Genomic DNA, 26,298 nt, shown 5'->3' on the forward strand with positions numbered 1-26,298 from the left:
TTAATTTATCAAGTGTTCTTTTTCTAATTGTTTTATTACTGCCAAAGTATAATCATTAATCACCGTTTTCATAGATTGCGGATTTACTATATTAAACGCACCAACCCAAACCAACGATTTATTTTCTTCAACATTAATATTATAAATTGAAGTTTCAATATGATATACTTTGTACTCTTCATAATACTGAGGTGTAAAGTAAATATCTTGAAATCTAAAGTAATATCTTGTAAAGGGTGTCCAGTTGTAATTTAAATCATAAAAATTATCAGAGTATTTTCTTTTTTCTTCAACTCCTTTCAAAGTATTTATAATAACAGCGTCATAGCCTTTTGAATATAACCCTTTTATCAATTCATCAATTTCGTTTTCGGTTCTTTTAGTGCTCGTAAACATTTTATCAATTACTAACATACTTTCTTCTGCATTCATACCTCTATCAAGTAATTTTTTCTTTAATTTTTCTTCAAATAATTTCCGAGCTGTTAAATTATCCGTTATACCAATCACTAATATTTTATTAGGCTTAAACAACGGTATTTTATTATTTTTCCAACTATCCACAAATCTAGTTGATGAACACCCTAATAATATTAAAAAACTTAACGTGGTAATAATTTTTTTCATCTTCTTAACTTTTATAAACTAAAATTAATGATTCCTTAAAGCAAGATGAATGATATGTATCAACAGTGTTTTTCTAAAAATTTCACCTATTTATATTCATTAGAATTTTAAAAATTGAGTAATATCATTTCATTTTAATACAATGCGTTATAACTTGTTATTATTATTAATTTTAAATATTGTTATTATGTCCGTTTTAAAAGTCGTCGAAATATTAGGTAACTCAAATGTTAGTTTTGAAGATGCCGTGCAAAATGTAATTAATGAAGCAGCTAAAACCATTAAAAACATTAAATCTGTTTATATAAAAGAAATGCAAGTAACTGTAAACGAAAATAAAATTGTTGAATACAGAGTTAACACGAAAGTTTGTTTTGGTATAGTTGATGATTAATATTTAATTAATTAGATCTCTATCATAAAAATTTACACTAAAGATATATGCAATATCCATATATCTTTTTTGTTTTCACACAAAATTTACAACCAACATCTAATAAGTTCTATTTTTTGTTTAATTTTAGTTTTGTTATAATTTTATTAAACAATATATAAAAATGATAAATTTAGTAAAAATTACAAGTATTTCAATAGCATCAATAATCACACTTTTAGGTACTTTTAATATAAAAAACACCTCAGTTATGAACCAAGAACAAACAATTTATAACTATAGCATTAATGATATTAATGGCAACACTATTGATTTTAACAAATTTAATGGAAAAAAAATACTTATTGTTAATGTAGCTTCAGAATGTGGTTTTACCAAACAATATGCCGATTTACAAAAATTATATGAAGCTTATCAAGATAAATTGGTAATTATAGGAATTCCTTGCAATCAATTTGGAGGGCAAGAGCCAGGAAGTTTATTAGAAATAAAAACGTTTTGTCAACAAAACTATGGTATTACTTTTACACTTACCGAAAAAGTGGATGTAAAAGGAGCAAATCAACACCCCATTTATAATTGGTTAACCAAAAAAGAAAATAATGGTAAATTGAGTTCTTCTGTTAAATGGAACTTTCAAAAATATCTAATTGATGAAAATGGAAAACTAATTGATGTCTTTTACTCCATTACAAATCCTATGAGTTCTAAAATTACTAAACTCATATAATTAGTGGCTATTTATTAAATACATAAAATTCACCTGCCAATTTAAAAAAATTTTTTGATTACAGATTTAAAGCAATTGTAAAAATAAGGTAATTTCAAGTAGTTTCTTTTCTTAATTTCAAAACTAAAATGGCATAATTCTTGCTTCATAATTTTTATAAATTAAACTAATAGTTATGAAAATTTTAATAATTTTATCAGCTTTTTTTTGCAGTTTTAATTGCAATTTGGAAAATAGTTCTTCCTTTTTCTATCAAAAAAAAATCGATAATCAATTATCTTTAACTTCAAAGTCTCTAGATACTTTAAACAAAAAAACACCTTATAAAGTTATTAAAAGTAACCCTGCTTTGAAATATTCTATTCGAAAAATAGGAAATGGCAACAGAGTTTTATTTTTTGTCAAAAATGGCTTTCAAAGTTTACCTCAAGTAGATTTTTATAAAGATAGTGGAGTGTATTATAAAATAGGAAAAAAAGAAGGATTTGAAAATGTAACTTTTCCTTTTGAATGTTCAATAAGCTCTTCTGTTAATTATTTTGATCATGGATTTGATAATAGACCTTCATTACTAAACGATTTTGAGATAGTAATTTATGAGCCTGGCAATTGGGAAATTTCGTTTAAATAAAAAATGTTGTTCATCCTATAATTCAATAAACTATTAACTTCCACATTATTTAGTAACTTCGCGGCTTTAAATAGCTTATGGTGGAAAAATCAAATGATAATTCAATAAACCTAAATAAATACATTAGTAGTACAGGCATTTGTTCTCGAAGAGATGCTGAAAAATTAATTATTGAAGGAAAAGTAACTATCAATGGAAAACCTACACAATTAGGGAATAGAGTTTTTGAAGGTGATATTGTAAAAATTAATGGACAACCTCTAAAACAAAAACCCAAAACACTATACATTGCATTAAATAAACCTGTAGGTATTGTTTGTACAACAGATTCAAAAGAACGTAAAAATATCGTCAAATTTATCAATCACACGGAAAGGCTCTTCCCTATTGGAAGATTAGATAAACCTTCTGAAGGATTAATATTTTTAACAAACGATGGAGACATTGTAAATAAAATTTTACGCGCTGGTAACAACCATCAAAAAGAATATATTGTTACGGTAAATAAACCCATTACAGAAGAGTTTATACAAAAAATGAGTCATGGAATTCCAATTTTAGGAACCATTACAAAAAAATGCAAGGTTGAAAAAGTAAATCAAAATACCTTTAAAATTGTATTAACCCAAGGGTTAAATCGTCAAATTAGAAGAATGTGTCAATATTTGAATTTTGAGGTTACCAAACTACAACGTACTAGGATTATGAATGTAAGTTTAGGTACTTTAAAAGTTGGAGAATGGAGAGAATTGACGTCAAAAGAAATGGGTATTATAAACCAAATGCTAGCTGATTCTTCCAAAACAGAAGAAGTCTCAAAAGACACTTTTAAAAAAAAATTTACTTCACCAAATAAAAAAAAATTCCATTCAAAAAAGAAAAAGAAACGTTAAGCTTTAACTTTATTTTTTTTCAAACCAACCTATTCAGTATCTTTGCCGACTATGCAATTTGAATTAAAAAATAAAGATGCTCAAAGCAAAGCAAGAGCAGGAGTTATCACAACCGATCACGGCACTATTGAAACACCTATATTTATGCCAGTAGGTACAGTTGGAACCGTAAAAGGTGTCCATCAAACTGAACTTAAAAATGAAATCAATCCTGATATTATTTTAGGAAACACTTATCATTTATACCTCCGCCCACAAACCAAAATTTTAGAACAAGCTGGTGGGTTACATAAATTTATGAATTGGGATAGAAATATTTTAACCGATAGTGGTGGTTACCAAGTATATTCACTTTCTCAAAGAAGAAAAATTACCGAAGAAGGTGTTAAATTTAAAAGTCATATTGACGGATCATACCATACGTTTACTCCTGAAAACGTAATGGAAATCCAACGCAGTATTGGTGCAGACATTATTATGGCATTTGATGAATGTACACCCTACCCTTGTGAGTATAACTACGCCAAACGTTCAATGCATATGACACATAGGTGGTTAAAGAGATGTGTTACACATTTAGAAAAAACACCTTATAAATATAACTACAGTCAAACCTTATTTCCAATTGTACAAGGAAGTACTTATAAAGATTTAAGAAAACAATCTGCAGAGTTTATCGCTTCAGTTGAAGCCGAAGGAAATGCAATTGGAGGGCTTTCAGTTGGGGAACCTGCTGAAGAAATGTATGAAATGACAGAAATTGTAACGGCGATTTTACCTGAAGACAAACCACGATATTTGATGGGAGTAGGAACTCCTATCAATATATTAGAAAATATTGCGCTTGGAATTGATATGTTCGACTGTGTAATGCCAACAAGAAACGCTCGTAATGGAATGCTTTTTACAGCACATGGAAGCATTAATATTAAAAATAAAAAATGGGAAAATGACTTCTCGCCTATTGATGAGATGGGAATTACCTTCGTTGACACTATGTATTCTAAAGCTTATTTACGTCACTTATTTGCTTCAAAAGAACTTTTAGGAAAACAAATAGCTTCCATCCATAATTTAGGTTTTTATTTATGGTTGGTTCGTGAAGCAAGAAAGCATATATTAGCAGGAGATTTTACCGAATGGAAAAACCGTATGGTAAAACAAATGGACAAACGTTTGTAATTATACTTAACCTTTTAAATTGAGAATACTAGACAAATACATATTAAAAAAATATTTAAGTTCATTTGCATTGGTATTAGTATTGTTAATTCCTATAGCTATTGCCATTGACGTTTCTGAAAAAGTTGATAGATTTTTAAGACATGCCGATTTATCGGTAGGTGAAATTATAAGAGATTACTATGTAAACTTTGTAATTATTTATGGGAATACGTTTATGCCTTTAGCTTTATTTATTGCTGTGATTTTTTTCACATCCAAATTGGCTGGAAATACAGAAATTATTGCCATTCATTCTGCAAAAATATCTTTTACTCGCTTTCTAAAACCTTATTTTATAGGCGCAACACTAGTAACCTTATTTTCACTATTTATGAACCATTTTGTGGTTCCTAGTAGTAATAAAATTTTTGAAGAATTTAACAGAACGTATTTAAAAAAGAAAAAAATAAACGATACCTATTTAACCAATATTAATTTACAACTAGGTCCTAACGACTATATTTTTTTAAAGAATTATAGAGTCGAAAATAATACTGGTTATTTCTTTACCTACCAAAAATTTGATGGTATAAAACTTAAATATAAACTCTCATCCAACAACATTAAATGGAAACCAAATGATAGTACTTTTCAGCTGTTAACATATACTAAAAGAACTATTTTAAAAGATAAAGATATTATTGAATCAGGTACTAAATTAGATACTACTTTTAATTTTACACCAAAAGATTTAGTAAATGTAGATTATATGGCAAAGGAAATGAATTCTGTAAAATTAAATGAATTTATTAAACAATCACGAGAAAGAGGTATTGGAAATTTAAACACCTATTTAGTAGAGTTTCATAAAAGAACTAGTTTACCTATATCTTCCTATATCTTAACCTTTATTGCAGTTGCGCTAGCAGCTAAAAAAAGACGTGGTGGAATGGGTGTAAATTTAGCAATTGGTATATCCTTAATGTTTATTTATGTTTTTTTCCTTAAAATTGCTGAGGTATTAGGGGCTGGAGCCGATACTAATTCATTTTTTATGGTATGGCTACCCAATATAACGTTTGGAGGCTTAGCTATATACTTATACTTTAAAAATGCTAAAAACTGAAATTAAAAATTATCTCCACCTCCATTTTATAGTTTTTATTTGGGGGTTTACTGCAATTTTAGGTGCACTAATAAGCATTAATGCAATACCTTTAGTATGGTACAGAATGTTATTTGCTGTAATTTTTGTACTTATTTATTTTTTATTAAAAAATAAAAATTTAAAAATCACTCCTAAAGCAATCATTAAATTTTTTATTAGCGGTACAATTATAGCTCTGCATTGGATTGCTTTTTTTACAGCTATAAAAGTTTCAAATGTATCTGTTGCGTTGGTTGCTATGAGTACTGGAGCATTATTTACATCACTTATTGAACCTTTATTTTTTAGAAGAAAACTAATTTTTCTTGAGTTATTATTTGGTCTTATTGTAATCTCTGGTCTTTACTTAATTTTTAATGTTGAAACGGAATATACACTTGGAATTATTTATGCATTAATTGCTTCTTTTTTATCTGCTTTATTTACTGTATTAAATGGATTATTTATAAAACAGTACAATGCTGATACTATTTCATTTTATCAATTATTATTTGGTGTTGTTTTTATTACCATTTATATTTTTGCTACTTCAGGATTTACAATTAAAGATTTCAGCTTAAATAAAACAGATATTATTTATCTATTTATACTCAGTAGCATTTGTACAGCATATGCTTTTATAGCTTCAGTAAAAATAATGAAATATTTAACTCCATATACTGTAATGCTCACCATTAATTTAGAGCCCGTTTACGGGATAATCTTAGCAGTTTTAATCTTCGGTGAAAAAGAAAAAATGAGCCCTCAATTTTATATTGGAGCACTAATTATATTATTTACTGTAGTGATTAATGGAATTTTAAAAAATAAAAATAAACAAAAATTAACCTCTTAAAATTAGAAGTTACTATATTTGTAGTTACATCCAAACCTAAAAATTATGGAATATTTAGATTTTGAATTACCAATTAAAGAGTTAGAAGAACAATTAGATAAATGCCAACTAATTGGTAAAGAAAGTGATGTTGATGTAACTGAAAGTTGCAAAAACATTGAAAAAAAACTAATTAAAACAAAAAGTGATATTTATAAAAATTTAACTGCTTGGCAAAGAGTACAATTATCTCGTCATCCAAACAGACCTTACACTCTAGATCATATTAACTATTTAGCTGGAAACACTTTTATGGAACTTCATGGAGATAGAACCGTAAAAGATGACAAAGCAATGATTGGAGGTTTAGGTAAAATTGGAGATCAATCATTTATGTTTATTGGACAACAAAAAGGGTACAATACTAAAACACGCCAATATAGAAATTTTGGAATGTCAAATCCTGAAGGATACAGAAAAGCGTTAAGGCTTATGAAAATGGCAGAAAAGTTCGGAATTCCTGTTGTAACTTTATTAGATACCCCTGGAGCATATCCTGGTTTAGAAGCTGAAGAACGTGGGCAAGGTGAAGCAATAGCCAGAAATATTTTTGAAATGACTAAATTAAAAACTCCAATTATTACCATTGTTATTGGTGAAGGTGCCTCTGGAGGTGCTGTAGGAATTGGTGTTGGAGATAGAGTTTATATGATGGAGAATACTTGGTACACAGTAATATCTCCTGAATCTTGCTCATCAATTTTATGGAGAAGTTGGGAACATAAAGAAGAAGCTGCTGAAGCACTGAAACTTACAGCTGCCGATATGAAAAAACAAAAATTAATTGACGGCATTATCAAAGAACCTCTTGGAGGTGCACATTACGATCGTGAAAATGCCTTTAAAGAAGTTGAAAAAACCATTATCAAAGCATATAAAGAATTAAAAGATTTATCTGTTGATGAACTTATTAAACAACGTATGGATAAATACTGTAATATGGGTGTTTATAAAGGCTAAAAAATATTAAAACATAAAAATAACCGCTAGTTTTAATTTCTAACACTAATATTGTTGAAAATAAGCTAGCGGTTTTTAATTTTAATCAATAAAACTACCAATGTATATTCTCAATTCAAAACAACTAAAAGAAGCTGACAATGCCACCATAAAAAGCAAAGGGATAACTTCTATCTCATTAATGGAACATGCTTCTATACTTTGTTTTCAATGGCTACATCAACGATTACAAGGTCAAAATATACCAATTCATGTATTTTGTGGTATTGGAAATAATGGAGGTGACGGATTGGTAATTGCAAGGCATTTGTTGCAACATGGATATCATGTAAAATGTTATGTTGTAAATTTTAGCGATAAAAGAACTGATGAGTTTTTAACAAATTACAATCGTTTAAAAGAACTTGGAGAGTGGCCACAAATAATTAACGGTGAAAGTGACTTTCCTAGGGTAGATTTTGAAGATATTGTTATTGATGCTATTTTTGGAAATGGATTAACTAGAAACCCAAAAGGCTTTACTAAAAAACTGATACAATACATCAATAGCACAAAAGTATTTTCATTAGCAATTGATTTTCCTTCTGGATTATTTTCTGATAAATCTGTAAATGATAAAAGTACAGTTTTAAAAGCAGGTCACGTATTAACATTTCAAACACCTAAATTAGCTTTTTTACTTCCTGAGAATAAAGATTATTTAAACACTTGGGAAGTCATTGATATTGGTTTAGATCAAGAATTTATTGCCAGTCTTCAACCAAACATACATTACATTTTAAAAGATGATATTTTACAATTATATAAAACACGTAATAAATGGGATCATAAAGGAGATTTAGGTCATTCACTATTAATTGGTGGCAGTTTTGGTAAAATAGGCGCCATTTCTTTAGCTTCTAAAGCAGCATTAAAAATTGGTAGTGGATTGGTATCTATTTATTTACCTAAATGTGGTTATTCAATTGTTCAAACAGCAATTCCAGAAGCAATGGTAGAAGTGGATAGTGACCAAGTTTTAACTTATTTTAATTTTAAAACTAAAGCAACAGTTATAGGTGTTGGACCTGGCATGGGAACAGCTGAAAAAACGGTCAAAGGTTTTGAAAACTTTTTAAAAGAAAACCAGTTACCATTAGTTGTGGATGCCGATGCCATTAATATACTAGCCGATCAAAAAGAATTGATTAACTTTTTACCAAAAAATTCTATTTTAACCCCACATCCTAAAGAATTAGAACGATTGATTGGAGTTTGGGAAAATGACTTTGATAAACTGAACAAAACCATTGAATTTTCTATAAAACATCAAATTATAGTTGTTATAAAAGACGCACATACTGTAATTATAGATAAAGAAAATTTGTATGTAAATTCAACAGGAAATCCCGCATTAGCTACAGCTGGAAGTGGTGATGTATTAACAGGAATAATAACAGGGCTTATTGCCCAAAAATACGAGCCTTTAAACGCTGCTATTTTGGGTGTTTACTTACATGGAAAAACAGCCGATATTGCCATAGAAGAAACTGGTTATGAAACATTTACAGCTTCTAATATTTTAGATTATTTAGCCGATGCCATTTTAGATTTATTCAAAGAAAATCATACTGAAGAAAATAATGCTTCAGAAACTGTTAATGAAGAAAAATAATTTAACACAAAATATTTATAAATCTTAATACCTATAAACTATAGCATTAATATTCATACCTGCACCCACAGATGCAAAAATTACAACATCACCTTTATGAATTTCTTGTTCTTCTATTTTTCCGTTTTTCACCAAATCAAATAAAGTAGGCACTGTTGCTACAGAACTATTTCCCAACTTATGTATACTCATTGGCATTACATTTTTTGGAACTTTTGTTTTAAATAAACGATAAAAACGTTTTATAATAGCTTCGTCCATTTTTTCATTTGCTTGGTGAATAAAAACTTTTTTTACTTCAGAAATATCAACTCCACTTTTATCAAGTGCTTTTTTCATTGCTAAAGGAACATTTGATAACCCATATTCATAAATTTTTCTTCCGTGCATTTTTATATACCGCGTATCAGTCTTATCATTTTCATTGTATGATTTACCAAAAAATAAATAATAACACTCATCAAGTGTATTGGTTTGAGCAGCATGACTTAAAATTCCAGTTTCCTGATTACCTTCTACAGCTTCTATTACACAAGCTCCAGCACCATCAGAATATATCATCGAATCTCTATCATTATCATCCAATACTCTTGATAAAGTTTCCGTTCCTATAACTAAACATTTTTTAGCTATTCCTGATTTTATATAGGCTTCTGCCTGAATAACTCCTTGTACCCAGCCAGGGCATCCAAATAAAATATCGTAAGCTACACAGTTAGGGTTTTTAATTCCTAATCTAAATTTTACCCTAGAAGCTAAACTTGGTAAAATATCACTTTGTGTAGTTTTGCTATTAACATCTCCAAAATTATGTGCTAAAATGATATAATCTAGCTCTTCTTTATCAATTTTAGCATCAGCAATTGCCTTTTCAGCAGCAAAAAAACCTAAGTCAGAAGAATTCAATTCATCTGAAGCATAGCGCCTTTCTTCAATACCTGTAATTGCTTTAAATTTTTCAATTACAACATCATTTTCGTATTGAAATGACGTGCCATCCGAATTTAAAAATTGATGGTTTAAAAAATCTTCGTTTTTTTTAATTATTGTAGGTATATAACTTCCAGTTCCTGTTATTACTGATTGCATTTTCATTATAAATAATTAGTTTGCAAATTTAAAAATGAATTAGCTATTTAGCTCAGAAATTTTAATTTCCATTACGGTGGCTATCGATTGTGCTCTGGATTTAATTGTAAAACTATTTTCACCTTCATAAAGCTCATCTACAGCACTATTAAAACTTGATAACCAGCGCTTAAAGTGTTTAGATTGAAATGGTTTTTTCGGTTGTAATTCTAGGTGAGGTTGCATAGCATTTTTACGATACCCACCAGTATAAAATAGAATATTTTCCCAAAAATCTACTAATACTTGTAAATGTGGCTCTAGTTTTTTAGGATCTTCAAATTCAATGAAAAAATGATGCATTTCGGCATCATTTAATAATTTTACGTAAAATAATTTTACAAGCTGGTAAAGATCATTTCTGTTTTCAATATCTTTTTTCATTATAAAAATGATTTATCAAAAGCAATCGGTAATAAATCTAAAAGAGAATTTGTTTTAATAACTTTTCCAACTTCACCCATAAAAAACACCTCTATTTTATTATCTTGTTTAATTTCGTATTCCGATAATGTTTGTCTGCAAGCACCGCAAGGAGCTACTGGTTCTTTTGTTATTTGGGTTGATGAACTTGCCGATATGGCCAACTGAATTACTTTTGAATTTGGGTATTCAGACGATGCTTTCCAAATAGCAACTCGTTCAGCACACATACCAGATGGGTAAGCTGCGTTCTCTTGATTATTTCCTGTAACTACTTTTCCGTTATCTAATAATAATGCTGCGCCAACCTTAAATTTGGAGTAAGGTGCGTAAGCATTTCGCTTAGTTTCAATTGCCTTATTCATTAATTCTTGAACAGAATATGGCAATTCCTCTACTGAATCATAAACAACAATTTGAGTTTTAATTTCAACATTTTTCATTAAACTATTCTATATTTTTAATTTACCTCAAACAAGTCTCCAAAATCAAAAGATAAAGAAAATCGAAGGGTATTTTCTAAAGGATTATTAATATCTGAAGCATTAAACAAATATGAAATATCTAATCTAGTACTTTTAAATTTAAAACCTGATCCAATAGTAAAGTATTTACGTGCCCCTTTTAAATCACTTTCATTAAAATACCCAGCTCTTATGGCAAAAGCATTGTCATACATATACTCCGCTCCTAATCCCCAAGTAAATTCTTTTAACTCTTCACTAAAACCATCTGGCGCATCACCAAAAGATTTGAAAATTCCACTAAAAAAACTAACATCTTCCTGTACATAAGGAGGCTGATTATTATCATTCACAGAAATACTTGGAGTTGGAACTAACAATTTATTAAATTCTAAATTTAGACTTAGTTTGTTATAATTGTCTAAAATAAAATCGAAGCCTCCACCAATTTTTAAATTCGTTGGAATAAAGTTTTCCTTACCATCATTTGAATAGGAAACTTTTGGCCCAATATTAGATATATTGAAACCTCCTCTCCAAATTCCATTAAAATTTCCATAGTTTGCTTCGTTGGACTGAAAATAACCTGAAATATCTACAGAAAATGTATTTACTGGGTTTATGGTAGAATTTGCTGACTCTATCCCTAAATCAGAACGAATATAACGTAAAGTTACCCCCATTGAATACATTTCACTTAACTTTAATGAATAGGAACCATCTACTGAAAATTCGTTTAATTTTTCGGTTCCTTCTGGTGCTCCATTAATATCTGTTAAATCTATTTGCCCCAAATTAAAATATTTTAAACTTGCTGCCCAAGCACTTCTTTCATCTATTCTATTAGCAAATGAAAACCCGCCCAAAAAAACATCGTTCGTTAATTCACGAAGCCAAGGTGTGTAAATTACACCCACTGAAAATTGCGAAGGCATAAATGCCATTTTAGAAGCATTCCAATGCTGTGAAAAAGCATCAGGAGAGGTTGCTACACCAATGTCTCCCATACCTCCTGCCCTAGCATCTGGGGCGATTAATAAAAACGGAGCTGCAGTTGTTATTGGGTTGGGATTATCTTGTGCATTTATGTTTGAAAATGCAACAAAAAAAGTAAGGGTAATTATTAAAATTTTTCTCATTAATTGTGTTAGTTTTAACTTAACAAATATCTTAAATAATATTGACGTATAAGTGCTTTTTTTATTTTTTATCTATATTTTTAGCATTTAATAACTTGACAAAATTCCATTAAAAAACGACCCAATTTTTCGATTAAAAAAATAGGTATAATACTTACTAAAACTATGTTAATAAATAAACGTTTCTTCAGTTATTATATTGTTTAAATTTAAATTAAATCAAACGCATAAAAATAATAAAGCCTCATCTTTAAGAAATAACTCTTGTTCCAAATTAAATTCAAAAATGATAAAAACTACCAAATATTAAATTCCTCTTATTAAAATTCAATGCTGTTTTAAAGTAGCTTCAACTTCTCATATAATAAATAGCTAAAACATACGTTATTGAAACAGTACGAAAGTATTTTATTAAAATAATTTCTTGTAAAAAAATTAATTTAATGTAAATTGCGAAAAAATAAAACCCTAATGAGTTTAAAATGAACTTTAAAAATTTAATTAATATTTCTAAGTTAACAATCTTATCACTAGTTACTATTGTATTGGTGAGTTGTCATGATAGAACATCAAGAAATAATACCTCACTTACTGGATGGACTTCAAAAGATAAGAAAATGGGTGGTTTTTCTGGACCAACTAAATATAAAGGTCAAGAAGCTCCTCCTGGCATGGTTTTAATTGAAGGTGGATCTTTTACCATGGGACATGTTCAAGACGATGTATTATTTGATTGGAATACGACTCCTAACAAACAACAAGTTCGCTCGTTTTATATGGATGAAACAGAGGTTACAAATTCAGAATACTTATTTTATTTAGATTGGATGGAACAAGTATTTCCTCCTAGTGATCCAAACTACGAACATATTTATCAATCAGCAGTTCCAGATACTTTAGTTTGGAGAGATGTACTTGGTTTTAATGAACTGTTAACTGAGAATTACCTACGTCATCCTGGGTATGCAGATTATCCTGTTATTGGAGTTAGCTGGATTCAAGCCAACCAATATTGCAAATGGAGAACTGATAGAGTTAACGAAAAAATTTTAATGGATAAGGGAGTACTTCAACCTCTTTTTAAATTGGAAGATGCAGAAGTTAAAGGAAAGAATAACTTTAGCACAGATACTTATTTAACAAATCCTGATTTAGTTTTTGATGGCAATCAGGCTATTTATAAAAAAGGACTACCTGAAAACAAACCTCGTGCTAAGGGAGATCCAAAACCTGCTAGAGGTGAATTTACAGGAAGGCATGTAAAAATTTCTGATGGAATCTTATCCGCTAAATTTAGATTACCAACAGAGGTAGAATGGGAATATGCAGCAAAAGCGATTGTTGAAGATAGAGAGTATAACAATACAAGAGGAAGAAAAAAATATGCTTGGAGCGGAAAATACACCCGAAATAAATCTAAAAGATACAAAGGAGATCAATTAGCCAACTTTAAACAAGGTAAAGGTGATTATAGTGGTGTTCCTGGTTGGAGTAATGATGGTGCTGATATTACAATTGCAGTAAAATCTTATGATCCAAATGCTTTTGGGCTTTATGACATGTCTGGAAACGTCGCTGAATGGGTTTCAGATGTTTACAGACCAATTATTGATAATGATGCTAATGATTTTAATTATTTTAGAGGTAATATTTTTACTAAAAAAATGATTGATGCTGAAGGGCAGGTTGTTATTGCTGACGATGTTACAGTAGAATTTGATACCTTAGATAATGGTAATTTAGTTCCTAAAACACTTCCTGGAAGTGTAAAATATATGCCAATCTCGAAAAGAGATGCTTATATGAGAAAAAATTATGATAAAGCATATAATGTAGATGCCAAAGATGGTGAGTTAGCTTCAACAAAGTATTATGCACAAGATGAAGAAGAATTAGATGTTAAACCGAGAATGTATAACTCGCCAATAAAACCTAAAGAAATTGGTGAAAGTGGTTTGATGAAACAACAATATGATACAGAAAAAAGAACAACTTTAATTAGTGACAAAGCTAGAGTTTATAAAGGTGGATCTTGGAAAGATAGAGAGTATTGGTTAGATCCTTCACAAAGAAGGTATTTACCAGAATATATGGCAACTAACTTTATTGGTTTTAGATGTGCAGCTGATAGAATAGGCCCAATGACTTACAAAAGAAGAAAGCCTACAACCACAAAAATTAGATACTAAAAATTAAAAAAATTATATTATCTACCTCACTGATATATCAGTGAGGTTTTTTTATATTTAATTATGAATATTGAACAATTATATAAGTTATATAGTGAAAACTATTTAGTGGACACTGACTCGAGAAAAATAAGAAAAGGTAGCATCTATTTTGCCTTAAAAGGAGAAAATTTTAATGGAAATAAATTTGCTCTTCAAGCCATTAAAAGTGGAGCTTCTTACGCTATTGTTGATGAATCAGAATATAATAACTCTCCGAATACTATATTGGTTAAAAACACCTTAAAAACATTACAAGAATTAGCTAATTTTCACAGAAAGCAGCTTAACATTCCTATACTATCATTAACAGGAAGCAATGGAAAAACCACCACTAAAGAGCTTATAAATTCAGTATTATCAAAAAAATATAAAACAACTGCAACTTTAGGAAATTTAAACAATCATATTGGTGTGCCTCTTACACTTTTAAAAATGACACCTGAAACGGAAATTGGAATTGTTGAAATGGGTGCAAACCATATAAATGAAATCGAGTTTTTATGTAAAATAGCAGAACCAAACTATGGTTATATTACCAACTTTGGAAAAGCGCATTTAGAAGGATTTGGAAGTCTTGAAGGTGTTATTAAAGGAAAATCTGAACTCTATAATTTTTTAAAGAAAACCAACGGAACAGCATTTGTAAACACTGATGATAAAATTCAAGTTAAACAATCTGTTGGCCTACATTTAATTGAATTCAATAAGGCTATGATTCAATTTATAAATGCATTGCCTTTTGTTAAAGTTAAATTTAAAAAACTTATTATTGAAAGCAATTTGATAGGGAGTTATAATTATTACAATATTGCTGCTGCAATAGCAATTGGAAATCATTTTAAGGTAACCACTAAAGAAATTAAAAATGCTATTGAAAATTATTTACCAACAAATAATCGATCTCAAATTATAGAAAAAAATACTACTAAAATAATTTTAGATGCTTACAATGCAAATCCTAGTAGTATGACTGCTGCCTTAGAAAACTTTAATCAAATTACAACTAGCAACAAAAAAATTGTAATTCTTGGAGATATGTTTGAGCTGGGTGAAACAAGTTGGGTAGAACATCAAAAAATAGCAGAATTGGCTAGTTCATATAACTTTTCAGAAATTCATTTAATAGGAAAGGCATTTTCTACAACAACTGTAAAAAATGCCTTTGTTTATGAAAGCTTTGACGCTTTCAAATGTTCAATCAATTATTTAAATTATAATAACTCTACAATCCTTATTAAAGGATCCAGAGGTATGGCTTTAGAACGAGTATTAGACTTGTTCTAATTTTAGTTTTTTTCTATGATATTCAATTAAACCATCAATGGGTCTTTGTATTATATTTCCAAGCTTTATCATATGATACCTTGCCACATCTTTTATAATATCTTGAGCAAAATATGCTATAGATCCTACAAAATGTACGGGTACATGTTTAGATTCAGGGAAAGGTAAAATTCTATTTTTAAAAAAGTCTTTCATTCCTTTATGAAGTACTTTATTGAAATAACAGTTTCTTTCACTTCTCAACATAAACTCTGCAAAATGCGCTAAATAGGTATTTGGGTTTGGCTCTTTATAGATATTTCTTTTAATGGTATCAGCATCTAAATTAAAGTCCTTTTCAAACTTTTTGGCTAAATCACTCGGCATTTTATGGTAAAAGTAGTCTCTAATCAATTTTTTACCAAAATAATTACCACTTGCTTCATCCATAACCACATATCCTAAAGAAGGAATTCTACAATCTACATTTTCGCCATCAAAATAACTACTATTAGATCCTGTCCCTAAAATACAAACCAATCCTGGTTCATTTGTAACTGCAAAAGTTGCTGCATAAGTATCTTCTTTTACATCAACTTCTGCATTTTTGAAAAATGATTCAAATATAGCTTTCAAAAGTGCCGTTGGTTTTGGTGTTCCACAACCAGCTCCATAAAAATAAACATTGGTAATTTTATCTTTATAATTAACTAAATCTTCATTTTCATTAATTCTAGTAATTAATAAATCTTCACTGAAAACCGCAGGATTCAATCCTTTTGTTCTAGTTTTAAGCACTTGATTTCCTTCTTTATCAAGTAAAATCCAGTCTGCTTTGGTAGAACCTCCATCTGCTATTAGAATCATTTTTCTATATTTTAAATTATTTAACTGAATAAATATATTCTGCTAAATCTACTAATTTAGTTGAATACCCAAATTCGTTATCGTACCAAGATACTAATTTAAAGAAATTATCATTTAAAGCAATACTTGCTTCAGCATCAAAAACACTGGTTCTTGGTTCTGATACAAAATCTTGAGATACTACAGCTTCATCAGTATATCCTAAAACACCTGCTAAATCATTCTCAGAAGCAGCTTTTAAAGCAGCTTTTACCTCTTCAAAAGTGGCTGGTTTTTCTGTTCTAACAGTTAAATCTACAACTGATACATCGGCGGTTGGAATTCTGAAGGACATTCCTGTTAATTTTCCGTTTAATTCTGGAATTACTTTACCTACAGCTTTAGCTGCACCAGTTGATGAAGGAATGATATTTGTTAAAGCACTTCTACCACCTCTCCAGTCTTTTCTTGAAGGTCCATCTACGGTTAATTGTGTAGCTGTAGTAGCGTGAACTGTGGTCATTAAACCTTCAACAATTCCAAAGTTATCATTAATTACTTTTGCTAATGGAGCCAAACAGTTTGTAGTACAAGATGCGTTAGATACAATTGTATTATCAGCTGTAATTTCTTTATGGTTAACACCCATTACAAACATTGGAGCATCAGCTGAAGGAGCTGAGATTGCTACTTTTTTGGCACCTGCTGTAATGTGTTTTTGCGCACCTTCTAAGCTTGTGAAAATACCTGTGCAATCTAAAACGATTTCTGCTCCAATTGCATCCCATTTTAAATCTTCTGGATTACGTTCAGCAGTAACTCTAATTTCTTTACCATTTACTACTAAATTCCCATTACTTACTTCTACTGTTCCATTAAATTTTCCGTGAACAGAATCATATTTTAATAAATATGCTAAATGATTTACATCTAATAAATCATTAATCCCTACTACTTCAACGTTTGGTCTGCTCATTGCTACTCTAAAAGCAATACGTCCTATTCTTCCAAAACCGTTAATCCCTATTTTTACTGTTGACATTTCTTATTATTTTTATTTATTATTCAATCTATACTGAAGTTATTTCAGCTACTTTTAGTAATTCTTCGTTAATATCGTGGTTCATTTTAATGGCTTTATTCAAGCCAACTGTTGACACTTCATTATTAGTAATACCAACCATTACTCCTGTAGATCTATCTAGTAAAGCTTCTACTGCTGCAACTCCTAATCTACTAGCCAATACTCTATCAAAACAACTTGGAGAACCACCTCTTTGCATATGTCCTAAAACCGATACTCTTATATCATAATGAGGAAAATTATCATTGATATAATCGGCTAATTCAAAAACATTTTTACCAATTTTATCTCCTTCAGAAACCACCACAATACTTGATGTTTTTCCTTTATCTTTACTTTTCTTAAGAGAGTCTACCAAACGTTCTAGTCCTAAATTCTTTTCAGGAATTAATATTTCTTCCGCTCCAGCTCCAATTCCAGAGTTTAATGCAATAAAACCAGCATCTCTTCCCATAACTTCAATAAAGAACAATCTGTTATGAGAACTTGCAGTATCTCTAATTTTATCTATAACTTCTACAACTGTATTTAAAGCTGTATCGTAGCCAATAGTGTTATCTGTTCCGTAAATATCATTATCAATTGTACCTGGAATTCCAACTACTGGAAAATTATATTCTTCGATAAATTTTAATCCTCCTGTAAAAGTTCCATCTCCTCCAATAAGAACTATTGCTCCTATACCAGCTTCTTTTAAATTTTGAAAAGCCTTAGCTCTTCCTTCAGTTGTTTTAAATTCTTGAGATCTTGCTGATTTTAAAATAGTTCCTCCTTTATTAATTATATTACTTACATGGCGTGCTGAAAGCGTTTTAAAATCACCTTCAATCAGTCCTTGATATCCTCTATAAACACCTACACATTCAATTCTATAATAAGTACAGGCTCTAACAACGGCTCTAATTGCTGCATTCATCCCCGGAGCGTCTCCTCCTGATGTTAAAACTGCGATCTTTTTTATTGGTTCATTCATTAGTTAAAATTATAGTTCAAAGTTACTTTTAAATGGTTTTTTTTCCTACTAAAAGGACTAATATTCACTAAAACGATTTCGTAGTAATCGCTAAAAAAAGGAAGTAAAATAACTTCCTTTTTAAAATTGTAATTAACTATTTATCAGAATTTTACATTCATTTTAATCAATTAAAATTTTATATTCCCATGCTTTTAAAGTTTGAGTTTTATCTTTTGAAAAAGTCACTTTTTCATTAGTAAAATAATCTACAGAGACCCCTTCTTTTTCCGTTGTAAAAGCCACCTCCATTTTTGATAAATTAGCCATAAAAGTAATTTTATCTTGACCTTTTTGTCGTGAAAAAATTAAAATATCCTCAGGACTTGAAGTTTTAATTTTAGTATATGAAGCTGCATTTTTACCTCCATGCAATGCTTGATTACTAAGTTTTAATTCAGCTAACTTTTGCATTAGTGGCCAAACTTTTCCTTTAGTTTTAATAATCGTATCTTTTTCAAAGAACAACAATCTTTTATCCATATCATACTCTTGTCCACTATAAATTAGAGGCATTCCTGGCGCACAATAAGCTAATGCTAACATAACTTCTGATGCTGCTCCCAAACGTTCTTTAACCGTACCATTCCAGGAGTTTTCATCATGGTTAGTTATAAAATTCATCAAGATATCATCAGATTGATACATGGTGTCTATTTGAATCATCCTATCATCCCAATTTTTTACATTCTCTTTTCCTTGAGCTATATGGTTCATTTTATGATGTGTATCCCAACCATACGCCATATCAAAAGCATTTTCCATTAAATTAGGCTCCCAAGCTTCTGCCAACATAAATATTGGTTTTACTTTTTTTAATTCAGCAACCGTATGTTCCCAAAAATCAACAGGAACCATTCCAGCAACATCACACCTAAACCCATCAACATCAAGCTCTTCCACCCAGTATTTCATATCTTTCAGCATTTCTGCTCTCATTTCTAAATTATCATAATTTAAATCTGCAACATCTGTCCAATCAGTCCCAACCGTATGTGTAATTTCACCCTTTTCATTTTTAGTATAATATTCAGGATGTTCTTTTAACCAAACGTGATCCCATCCTGTATGGTTTGCAACCCAATCTAAAATTACATACATTCCATTTTTGTGAGCAGTTTTAATTAAATTTTCTACATCAGTAATCTCTCCAAATTCAGGATTTACTTTAGTATAATCTGAAATTGCATAATAACTTCCTAAAGTACCTTTACTCTTTGTAGTAGAAATTGGATAAATAGGCATTAACCAAATAATTTTAACTCCTAATTCCTTTAATTTAGGAATGTCTTTTGTAAACTCATTGAACGTACCTTCAGGAGAATATTGACGGATATTGGCTTCATAAATAATAGCTGTTTCTAAATCACTATCTGAAATAGGTTGAAGTACTTCGTTATTATTTTCTGTTTTTTGCTCTTTTTTTGTTTCTGGTTTACAAGAAACAAACATTGCTAATGCAATTATTAAAAGTGTTGTTCTCATTATTATTGTTTTTTTGGTTTTAAACTAATTGCAAACCCACCTCCTTCAGCTAATTTTAAATTTAGTTTAGATTGATTTGTAATTTCTTTATTTTGAATTATTATATCGGTTGGATTATTATTCCAATGTGCTTGTTCACCGTCTTTATAAATTGTTGCTATATAAGTAATATTCGGACTTAAAAAATTAAAATCTATAGTCATACCCCTTGAATTTTCATCTGTAATTCCACCTACAAACCAATTTTCAGAATTTCTTTCTTTTCTAGCAATAGTAACAAATTCTCCAATTTCACCATTTATCACTTTTGTTTGTTGCCAATCTACACCAACATCTTTAATGAATTGAAATGCTGGATTTCCTTCATAATTTTCAATTAAATCGGCAGCCATTTGCACTGGACTATAAATAACTACATACAATGCTAATTGCTGTGCTATGGTTGTATTTACCTGATTCTCTTTTTTCCATTTATTGAACTTAATATCAAAAATTCCTGGAGTATAGTCTATTGGCCCAGCCAACATACGTGTAAATGCTACAATTGTTAAATGCTCTGGAGGATTACCTCCATCACTTGCCCAAGCGTTAAACTCCTGTCCTCGTAATCCTTCTCTAGAAATAGTATTTGGATACGTTCTGCGTAAACCAGTTGCTTTAATTGGTTCATGTGCGTTTATTGCAACTTGATACTTCGCAGCTTTGATTATTGCATTGTTGTACTGATTCACCATATATTGTCCATGATGATATTCTCCTTTTGGTAAAATTTTTCCAACATAACCAGTTTTTACAGTATGAATTCCTAAATTTTGCATTAAAGCATAAGCAGTGTCTTGTTGTTTTTCGTAGGTTTGTGTTGCAGCAGAAGTTTCATGATGCATCATTATTTCTACCCCTTTTTCTTTTCCATAACGAACAACTTCTTGCAAATTATAATCTGAATACGGTGTTACAAAATCAAAAACACCTTCACGGTCTTCAAAACCAATCCAATGTTCCCAACCTGTATTCCATCCTTCAACCAACACAGCTCCAATGTTGTTTTTTGAAGAAAAATCAATATAAGCTTTGGTATTTTCTGTTGTTGCTCCATGTTTTCCAGAGGCCATATCCCAAGATGATTTCCCTAAGTGCATTTCCCACCATATACCAGTATACTTAGTTGGCTTGAACCAAGAGATATCGCTTAATTTATTAGGTTCATTTAAGTTAACTATAAGTTTTGACTCTATTAAATCACCTGCTGTATCATTTATTTGGATTGTTCTCCAAGGCGTTTTAAAAGGTACAGTTCTCTTCACTTTATAATCAACATTTTCAGAACCTACTAAAACACTTTTCATCTTATAATTTACAGTATCAACTTTTAAGGTCATCCCTGAATAATCTACTAAAGCAGCTTCATGAAAACTTACATATAAACCTTTATCCGTTTTCATGGTTACCGGAGTGTTTACCGCATTTTCTGGAATATAAGTTTGCGCTAAATTGGGATGTTCTGCTTTGCCTTTAGCATTAATTTCAGAAAAGTTAGTCGTATTATATAAGTGTTCATAAATATCCCAATCTCCAGGAATCCACCAAACTTTATGATTTCCTGTTAAGTTAAACGCTGTATTTTCTTCAGTAATAAAGACTTCTTCTAATTTTTTTTGTTTGGGAAATTCGTATCTAAAGCCTACCCCATCATCATATATTCTAAAAACAATGTTTAATTTTCTATTTAACTCTGAAGTTTCTTGAAGTTCTACTTTAAGTTCATTATATTTATTTTCAACCTCTTTTTGCTCCCCCCAAGGCATTTCCCAAGTTTCATTAAAGCTACGAATGTTTGACCTTATAATTTTAAAATCTGTTTTAAACGGAGGGTTATCTTTTAAATCAAATCCTAAGGTTGACTTCTTTATTACCTCTTCATTTTTATAAGTTACCCAATAAGCTGGCTCTCCATTTTCTAATAATTTAAATTCAACCTTAATTAATTTATTTGGGGAAGAAACTAGTATGTTATTTTTTTGTTTACCTGTACATGATAAAAACAATGCACAAAAGCATAGTATGCTTATTTTTATATATTTCATCTTAAATTTTCTTTTCAAGTAATACCATTGTATATGGTGTGATTAGTGTTACTTTATTATTTTTTACTTCCACTTCAGTATTTGAATAAAAATCTATCAGTTTTGTTCCGTTAGCAAAAGTATCTTCAACAAATAATTCTTTCTTACCTACTTGCAAATCAATCCCTACAACCACACTATCATTAAAATTATTTTCAGAATACGTTCTTTTAAAAACATACGGTTGTTCAGAAATCATTTTATGAATTCCTGCACCAATACTAGGATGTTTACTTCTAAATTTTCCTAATTTTTGCCAATGAGCTAAAATTTCTTTTGTTTTTTTGTTGGTTGAAATGTCATTCCAATTCATATTAGATCGCAAAGTAGCATCTCCTACTGTTTCTTCAATAATTAAAGAACGAGCAGTTTCATCTCCATAATAAATTTGAGCTCCTCCAGGACTTAATAATAATTTTGTGGCAGACTCTAAAGGTTGTTCTCTTTTAGCATCATAAGGAGAACCATCGTCATGTGAACTAATATAATTTAAAACTCCATAGCCTTTTAGTTCATTATTTAATATTGAAGAATATCTTGAAAAAATTTCTTCATAGGTATCTTGAGCAGCATTCCACTTAAATTCAAAATTGATAGAACTTTGAAACGCCTTGTTAAAATAATCCACTTTTTTATCTCCAAAATCAAAATATCTGCCTCCGCTTATTCCATAATTATAGACTTCAGCAACTAAGTAAAAATTATTATTATCCAATATTTTATCTGGATTGTTAATTTTATAATTTTCAAAAGCATTATCACAAACTTTTTTAAAATCTTGCCAAACATCTTCTTCGGTATGCTTAACCGTATCGGCTCTATAACCATCAATTCCATAATCTGTTATATAATCAGCCAACCATTTCATTATATAATATTTTGGAGCTCTTGGGTAGCCTGTTTGTTTAAAAAAGACTTCTAATTCTGCCATTTCTTGTTCATATCTACCCTCTTTTTTCCATTTTTCAATTAAATGTGGTGGTAAGTTAACATCTGTATTATTTTCCGTTTTTATATCTGGTAAATTTTCAACCAAAGTGCATTTTACAGTAGATTCATATCCTTGATAGGTACATTGAGGGGAAGTTCTCACCCAATTTTTAGGCCAAACAGTATCTACTTCGGTAACAGGACCTGTATGATTAATTACAGCATCTAAAACAATTCTGATTCCATGTGCATGAGCAATTTCAACAAGCTTTTTTAAATCTTCTTTTGTTCCAAAATTAGGTTCTAAAGAAGTCCAATCTTTTGTCCAATACCCATGATATGCATATGTTAAACCGGTACCTTCATCTGTGGCTCCATGAATTTGTTCATAAACTGGTGAAAGCCAAATAGCATTTACACCTAAGTTTGTAAAATATCCCGCTTCAATTTTTTTTATAATACCTTTGATATCACCTCCTTCAAATCCTCTTAATTTTCCTGCTTTTTGGGTTCTGTTAAAATTAACATCGTTGTTAGTATCTCCATTAAAAAACCTATCGGTTAACAAAAAATACATAGTCACGTTTTCCCAAATGAATGGAGTTTCAACCGCTTTAACAACTTGTTGAGTACTGTTTTTACAACTTATAAATGAAATTAATAAAATGAAATAAAGTATATATTTTTGCATTTTAATTAGAGTTTTATTTGAATTATTTTATTTGAAGAATTAGTTATTTCAATGGGAATAAACAATATTTTATTTTCAGCGTTCCAAGTAAAATTATACCCCTTAACTTTTTTTGGTTTTTTGGAAACATGATGTACAATCAAAGTTATTTTTTTCTTTGTAAATTGATAATTAACGCCTCTTTCTTGTTTAATTTTGATTGTTAAATTGCCTTTTTTATAGTTGCTTTTGAAATGAAACATCTCATACATTTCTTTTTCATAAGCATTTGGTGTTTCACCATTATCATTATACAAGTTACTTTCACTTTTTATTACTTCTTCATCAAAATAAAAATGCAAATTAAAAGAGTTTAAGTTATATTGTGTTGTGTTTTGAATTGGTTTAATAATTGGAATAAAAGCTCCACCACGGACATAGGTTGGAATACTTTCTTTATTTAATGAAACTATTTTAGTCTGTCCCCCCTTAATCTTCTCTTCTGTATAAAAATTAAACCAATTTGAATTAGAAGGAAAGTACACTTCTTGTTCTTTTAAACTAGGTTTCATTACAGGGCTAATCAAAAAATCATTTCCCCACAAATACGTTTTATCATTTATTAAGAAACTTTTATCATTTGATTTCTCAAAAAATAATGGTCGCATTAAAGGCAGTCCCTTTTGATTGTTTTCAAAAGCTAGTGTATAATTATAAGGTAATAAGCTATAACGCAACTCTATAGACTTTTTGGCTAAAGCTTTAGTTTCAGACTCTCTAAATACTGGCTCTGAAGGAACTGCTTCTTGTGCATGTGGGCGATAAATAGGTTGAAAAACACCGTATTGCAACCATCTAGTATACAATTCATCATCTAAATTATCACCCGCAAATCCACCTAAATCAGAATGCATATAACTCAAGCCTTGCATTCCCATTTGCAATGCAATTTCTACTTGAGACTGCAAGCCTCCCCAAGATCTGTTTACATCACCAGACCAAGGTATTAATCCATAGCCTTGAGAACCTGAATAACCTGCTCGCATTAAAATAAATGGTCGTTGATTAGGAAATTCATTTTGATAACCCTCATAAACTAATTTAGCCCAATTATGACCATAAATATTATGAACCTCATCAGCAGTTCCTGTTGCATGCAATAAATCTGAAGGATGAACTTCAGGTTCACCTAAATCTCCCCACCAACCTGCAACACCATAATTGGTAAACTTTTTATAAATATTCCAAAACCATTGTTTCCCTTCAGGTTTAAAAATATCTATAATTCCAGTGTTACCAAAATAAAAATCGTAGGTATATGGTTTTCCTTCGTTAGTTTTTCCTAAAATATCCTTTTCAACAGCTTCTTTCCATTTATTGGAAGTTGTTAAAATAAAAGGTTCTGTTATTAATATCGTCTTAACTCCTTTTTGTTTTAAGTCGGCTATCATCCTTTTAGGATTGGGAAACGAATCTTTATAAAATTCGAAATTCCCCATAGTTCCTTTAATGTCTTTTCCAAACCAATATAAGTCTAAAATAACAGCATCCACTGGAATTTTTTCTTCTCTGAACTTATCAATAGTGGTAGCGACTTCATTTTGAGAATGATAGCCAAATCTGCTAGAAAAATTTCCTAAAGCCCAACGTGGAATTAAAGGCTGTTTTCCTGTTAATATAGTATATTGTTCAATTAAATCTTCCCAAGAATTTCCTGCAATAACTTGATAGGTTTTTCTTCCTGAAATAGTTTCATACTTTAACGAATTGTCTTTATTACTATCTAAGTCAAGGTAACCAATAGGAGCATTGTCAAAATGAATAGCATATAAATTGGAAGAAAACACTAAAGGCATAGTATAGTTCATTAATTCAGAATGCGTTTCATAACCGTAATGCGCCCTATTGTATAATTGCAATCTATATCCTCTTCTATTCATTCCTAAAGCACGTGCACCACCTCCGTACAAAACTTCATCAGTTGTTAAATTAAAATCTAACGTTTGAAACTCTTTACTATTAAGGAACCCTTTCCGTTCAGAAATTAGAGGCTTATTTTTATAAGAATATGAAATTTGAAAAGGTGATTTTACAATTTCAACAGCTATCCTTTTAGTAGAGATTTTTATTAAATTTTTATTAGAAGTTACTTTAAATGTTACATTTGAAGGTTTTAAAACTACCGCATGTGAATTAGGTAAAAACTCTTCTCCTTTTGGTATAAAAGAGGTTTCAATAATTTTATTTGAATAAGGTTTAATCAAATAAAAACCATCAGTTGTTGAAATTTTAATTTCTGAACCTAACTTTTCTAGTTTTATAAAAACCCTTGTTGAGTTTTGCGCACTTACACACCAACATTGAAGTAATAAAAATACTAGTATGTTTAATTTAATTAACTTCAT

At 29.8% G+C, this 26,298-nt stretch carries 23 protein-coding genes; 11 read left to right on the forward strand and 12 right to left on the reverse strand.

Going from position 1 to position 26,298, the window contains the following annotated elements; genetic code table 11:
- Entirely contained in the window at positions 1-627 is a 627-nt protein-coding gene (locus tag ACFQZW_RS12355; protein ID WP_298285433.1) for a hypothetical protein, read from the reverse strand.
- A 187-nt stretch (positions 628-814) separates the two neighbouring features.
- Here ACFQZW_RS12355 and ACFQZW_RS12360 point away from each other — a divergent pair, with 187 nt between their 5' ends.
- From ACFQZW_RS12360 to ACFQZW_RS12400, 9 genes are all read left to right on the forward strand, one after another.
- Entirely contained in the window at positions 815-1,021 is a 207-nt protein-coding gene (locus tag ACFQZW_RS12360) for a dodecin family protein (protein ID WP_386783393.1), read from the forward strand.
- Positions 1,022-1,184: 163 nt separating this feature from the next.
- Positions 1,185-1,751: a glutathione peroxidase gene (locus ACFQZW_RS12365; RefSeq protein ID WP_386783395.1), complete on the forward strand. Its 567-nt coding sequence runs from the start codon at positions 1,185-1,187 to the stop codon at positions 1,749-1,751.
- Between the two features lie 175 nt (positions 1,752-1,926).
- Positions 1,927-2,382, forward strand: a complete 456-nt coding sequence (locus tag ACFQZW_RS12370) for a hypothetical protein (RefSeq protein WP_386783397.1) — start codon at positions 1,927-1,929, stop codon at positions 2,380-2,382.
- A gap of 80 nt (positions 2,383-2,462) precedes the next feature.
- Positions 2,463-3,275, forward strand: a complete 813-nt coding sequence (gene rluF, locus ACFQZW_RS12375) for a 23S rRNA pseudouridine(2604) synthase RluF (protein ID WP_372801962.1) — start codon at positions 2,463-2,465, stop codon at positions 3,273-3,275.
- Positions 3,276-3,326: 51 nt separating this feature from the next.
- On the forward strand, positions 3,327-4,457 hold the full coding sequence (gene tgt / locus ACFQZW_RS12380; protein WP_298266026.1) for a tRNA guanosine(34) transglycosylase Tgt: 1,131 nt from the start codon (positions 3,327-3,329) through the stop codon (positions 4,455-4,457).
- A 19-nt stretch (positions 4,458-4,476) separates the two neighbouring features.
- On the forward strand, positions 4,477-5,565 hold the full coding sequence (locus ACFQZW_RS12385) for an LptF/LptG family permease (RefSeq protein ID WP_298266024.1): 1,089 nt from the start codon (positions 4,477-4,479) through the stop codon (positions 5,563-5,565).
- Complete coding sequence (locus ACFQZW_RS12390; RefSeq protein ID WP_386783401.1) at positions 5,552-6,442, forward strand: DMT family transporter; 891 nt, start codon at positions 5,552-5,554, stop codon at positions 6,440-6,442. The genes ACFQZW_RS12385 and ACFQZW_RS12390 overlap by 14 nt, the downstream gene beginning before the upstream one ends.
- A gap of 45 nt (positions 6,443-6,487) precedes the next feature.
- Positions 6,488-7,441, forward strand: coding sequence for an acetyl-CoA carboxylase carboxyltransferase subunit alpha (locus tag ACFQZW_RS12395; RefSeq protein WP_298285442.1), 954 nt, complete (start codon positions 6,488-6,490; stop codon positions 7,439-7,441).
- Between the two features lie 100 nt (positions 7,442-7,541).
- Positions 7,542-9,095, forward strand: coding sequence for an NAD(P)H-hydrate dehydratase (locus ACFQZW_RS12400; RefSeq protein WP_386783404.1), 1,554 nt, complete (start codon positions 7,542-7,544; stop codon positions 9,093-9,095).
- Positions 9,096-9,119: 24 nt separating this feature from the next.
- On the opposite strand, the gene ACFQZW_RS12405 is transcribed toward ACFQZW_RS12400, so the two are convergent.
- Genes ACFQZW_RS12405 through porV form a run of 4 tightly spaced genes read right to left on the reverse strand, consistent with a single transcriptional unit; the run spans position 9,120 to position 12,249 of the window.
- Positions 9,120-10,184 (reverse strand): 3-oxoacyl-ACP synthase III family protein, encoded by a 1,065-nt coding sequence (locus ACFQZW_RS12405; protein WP_298266017.1) that lies wholly within the window; start codon positions 10,182-10,184, stop codon positions 9,120-9,122.
- A 39-nt stretch (positions 10,185-10,223) separates the two neighbouring features.
- Positions 10,224-10,607, reverse strand: a complete 384-nt coding sequence (locus tag ACFQZW_RS12410; RefSeq protein ID WP_298266015.1) for a group III truncated hemoglobin — start codon at positions 10,605-10,607, stop codon at positions 10,224-10,226.
- Positions 10,607-11,089 (reverse strand): cytidine deaminase, encoded by a 483-nt coding sequence (cdd, locus tag ACFQZW_RS12415; RefSeq protein ID WP_298266013.1) that lies wholly within the window; start codon positions 11,087-11,089, stop codon positions 10,607-10,609. Before cdd ends, ACFQZW_RS12410 begins: the two co-directional genes overlap by 1 nt.
- 17 nt (positions 11,090-11,106) lie before the next feature.
- Positions 11,107-12,249, reverse strand: coding sequence for a type IX secretion system outer membrane channel protein PorV (gene porV, locus ACFQZW_RS12420; RefSeq protein WP_298266011.1), 1,143 nt, complete (start codon positions 12,247-12,249; stop codon positions 11,107-11,109).
- Between the two features lie 482 nt (positions 12,250-12,731).
- On the opposite strand from porV, the gene gldJ reads away from it, so the two are divergent.
- Positions 12,732-14,438 (forward strand): gliding motility lipoprotein GldJ, encoded by a 1,707-nt coding sequence (gene gldJ, locus ACFQZW_RS12425; protein WP_298266009.1) that lies wholly within the window; start codon positions 12,732-12,734, stop codon positions 14,436-14,438.
- A 63-nt stretch (positions 14,439-14,501) separates the two neighbouring features.
- The gene (locus ACFQZW_RS12430) at positions 14,502-15,764 is read left to right on the forward strand and encodes a UDP-N-acetylmuramoyl-tripeptide--D-alanyl-D-alanine ligase (protein WP_298266006.1); all 1,263 of its coding nucleotides are present in this window, start codon (positions 14,502-14,504) and stop codon (positions 15,762-15,764) included.
- Here the strand turns inward: ACFQZW_RS12430 and ACFQZW_RS12435 are convergent.
- The 7 genes from ACFQZW_RS12435 to ACFQZW_RS12465 all read right to left on the reverse strand — a co-directional run bounded on the left by ACFQZW_RS12435 (position 15,750) and on the right by ACFQZW_RS12465 (position 26,298).
- Complete coding sequence (locus ACFQZW_RS12435; RefSeq protein WP_298266004.1) at positions 15,750-16,610, reverse strand: N-acetylglucosamine kinase; 861 nt, start codon at positions 16,608-16,610, stop codon at positions 15,750-15,752. The two genes, ACFQZW_RS12430 and ACFQZW_RS12435, sit on opposite strands and share 15 nt — an antisense overlap.
- A 16-nt stretch (positions 16,611-16,626) precedes the next feature.
- On the reverse strand, positions 16,627-17,631 hold the full coding sequence (gene gap, locus ACFQZW_RS12440) for a type I glyceraldehyde-3-phosphate dehydrogenase (protein WP_298266001.1): 1,005 nt from the start codon (positions 17,629-17,631) through the stop codon (positions 16,627-16,629).
- 28 nt (positions 17,632-17,659) lie between these two features.
- On the reverse strand, positions 17,660-18,646 hold the full coding sequence (gene pfkA, locus ACFQZW_RS12445) for a 6-phosphofructokinase (RefSeq protein WP_298265999.1): 987 nt from the start codon (positions 18,644-18,646) through the stop codon (positions 17,660-17,662).
- Between the two features lie 162 nt (positions 18,647-18,808).
- A complete protein-coding gene (locus tag ACFQZW_RS12450) occupies positions 18,809-20,170 on the reverse strand; it encodes an alpha-amylase family glycosyl hydrolase (protein WP_372800822.1) in 1,362 nt (453 codons plus the stop codon).
- 2 nt (positions 20,171-20,172) lie between these two features.
- Entirely contained in the window at positions 20,173-22,254 is a 2,082-nt protein-coding gene (locus ACFQZW_RS12455) for a glycoside hydrolase family 97 protein (protein WP_386783412.1), read from the reverse strand.
- Between the two features lies 1 nt (position 22,255).
- Complete coding sequence (locus ACFQZW_RS12460) at positions 22,256-23,914, reverse strand: alpha-amylase family glycosyl hydrolase (protein WP_372800826.1); 1,659 nt, start codon at positions 23,912-23,914, stop codon at positions 22,256-22,258.
- 5 nt (positions 23,915-23,919) lie between these two features.
- The gene (locus tag ACFQZW_RS12465) at positions 23,920-26,298 is read right to left on the reverse strand and encodes a glycoside hydrolase family 31 protein (RefSeq protein ID WP_386783415.1); all 2,379 of its coding nucleotides are present in this window, start codon (positions 26,296-26,298) and stop codon (positions 23,920-23,922) included.

The sequence above is a fragment of the Lutibacter aestuarii genome (genome assembly GCF_042676885.1).
GTDB classification, from domain to species: domain Bacteria; phylum Bacteroidota; class Bacteroidia; order Flavobacteriales; family Flavobacteriaceae; genus Lutibacter; species Lutibacter aestuarii.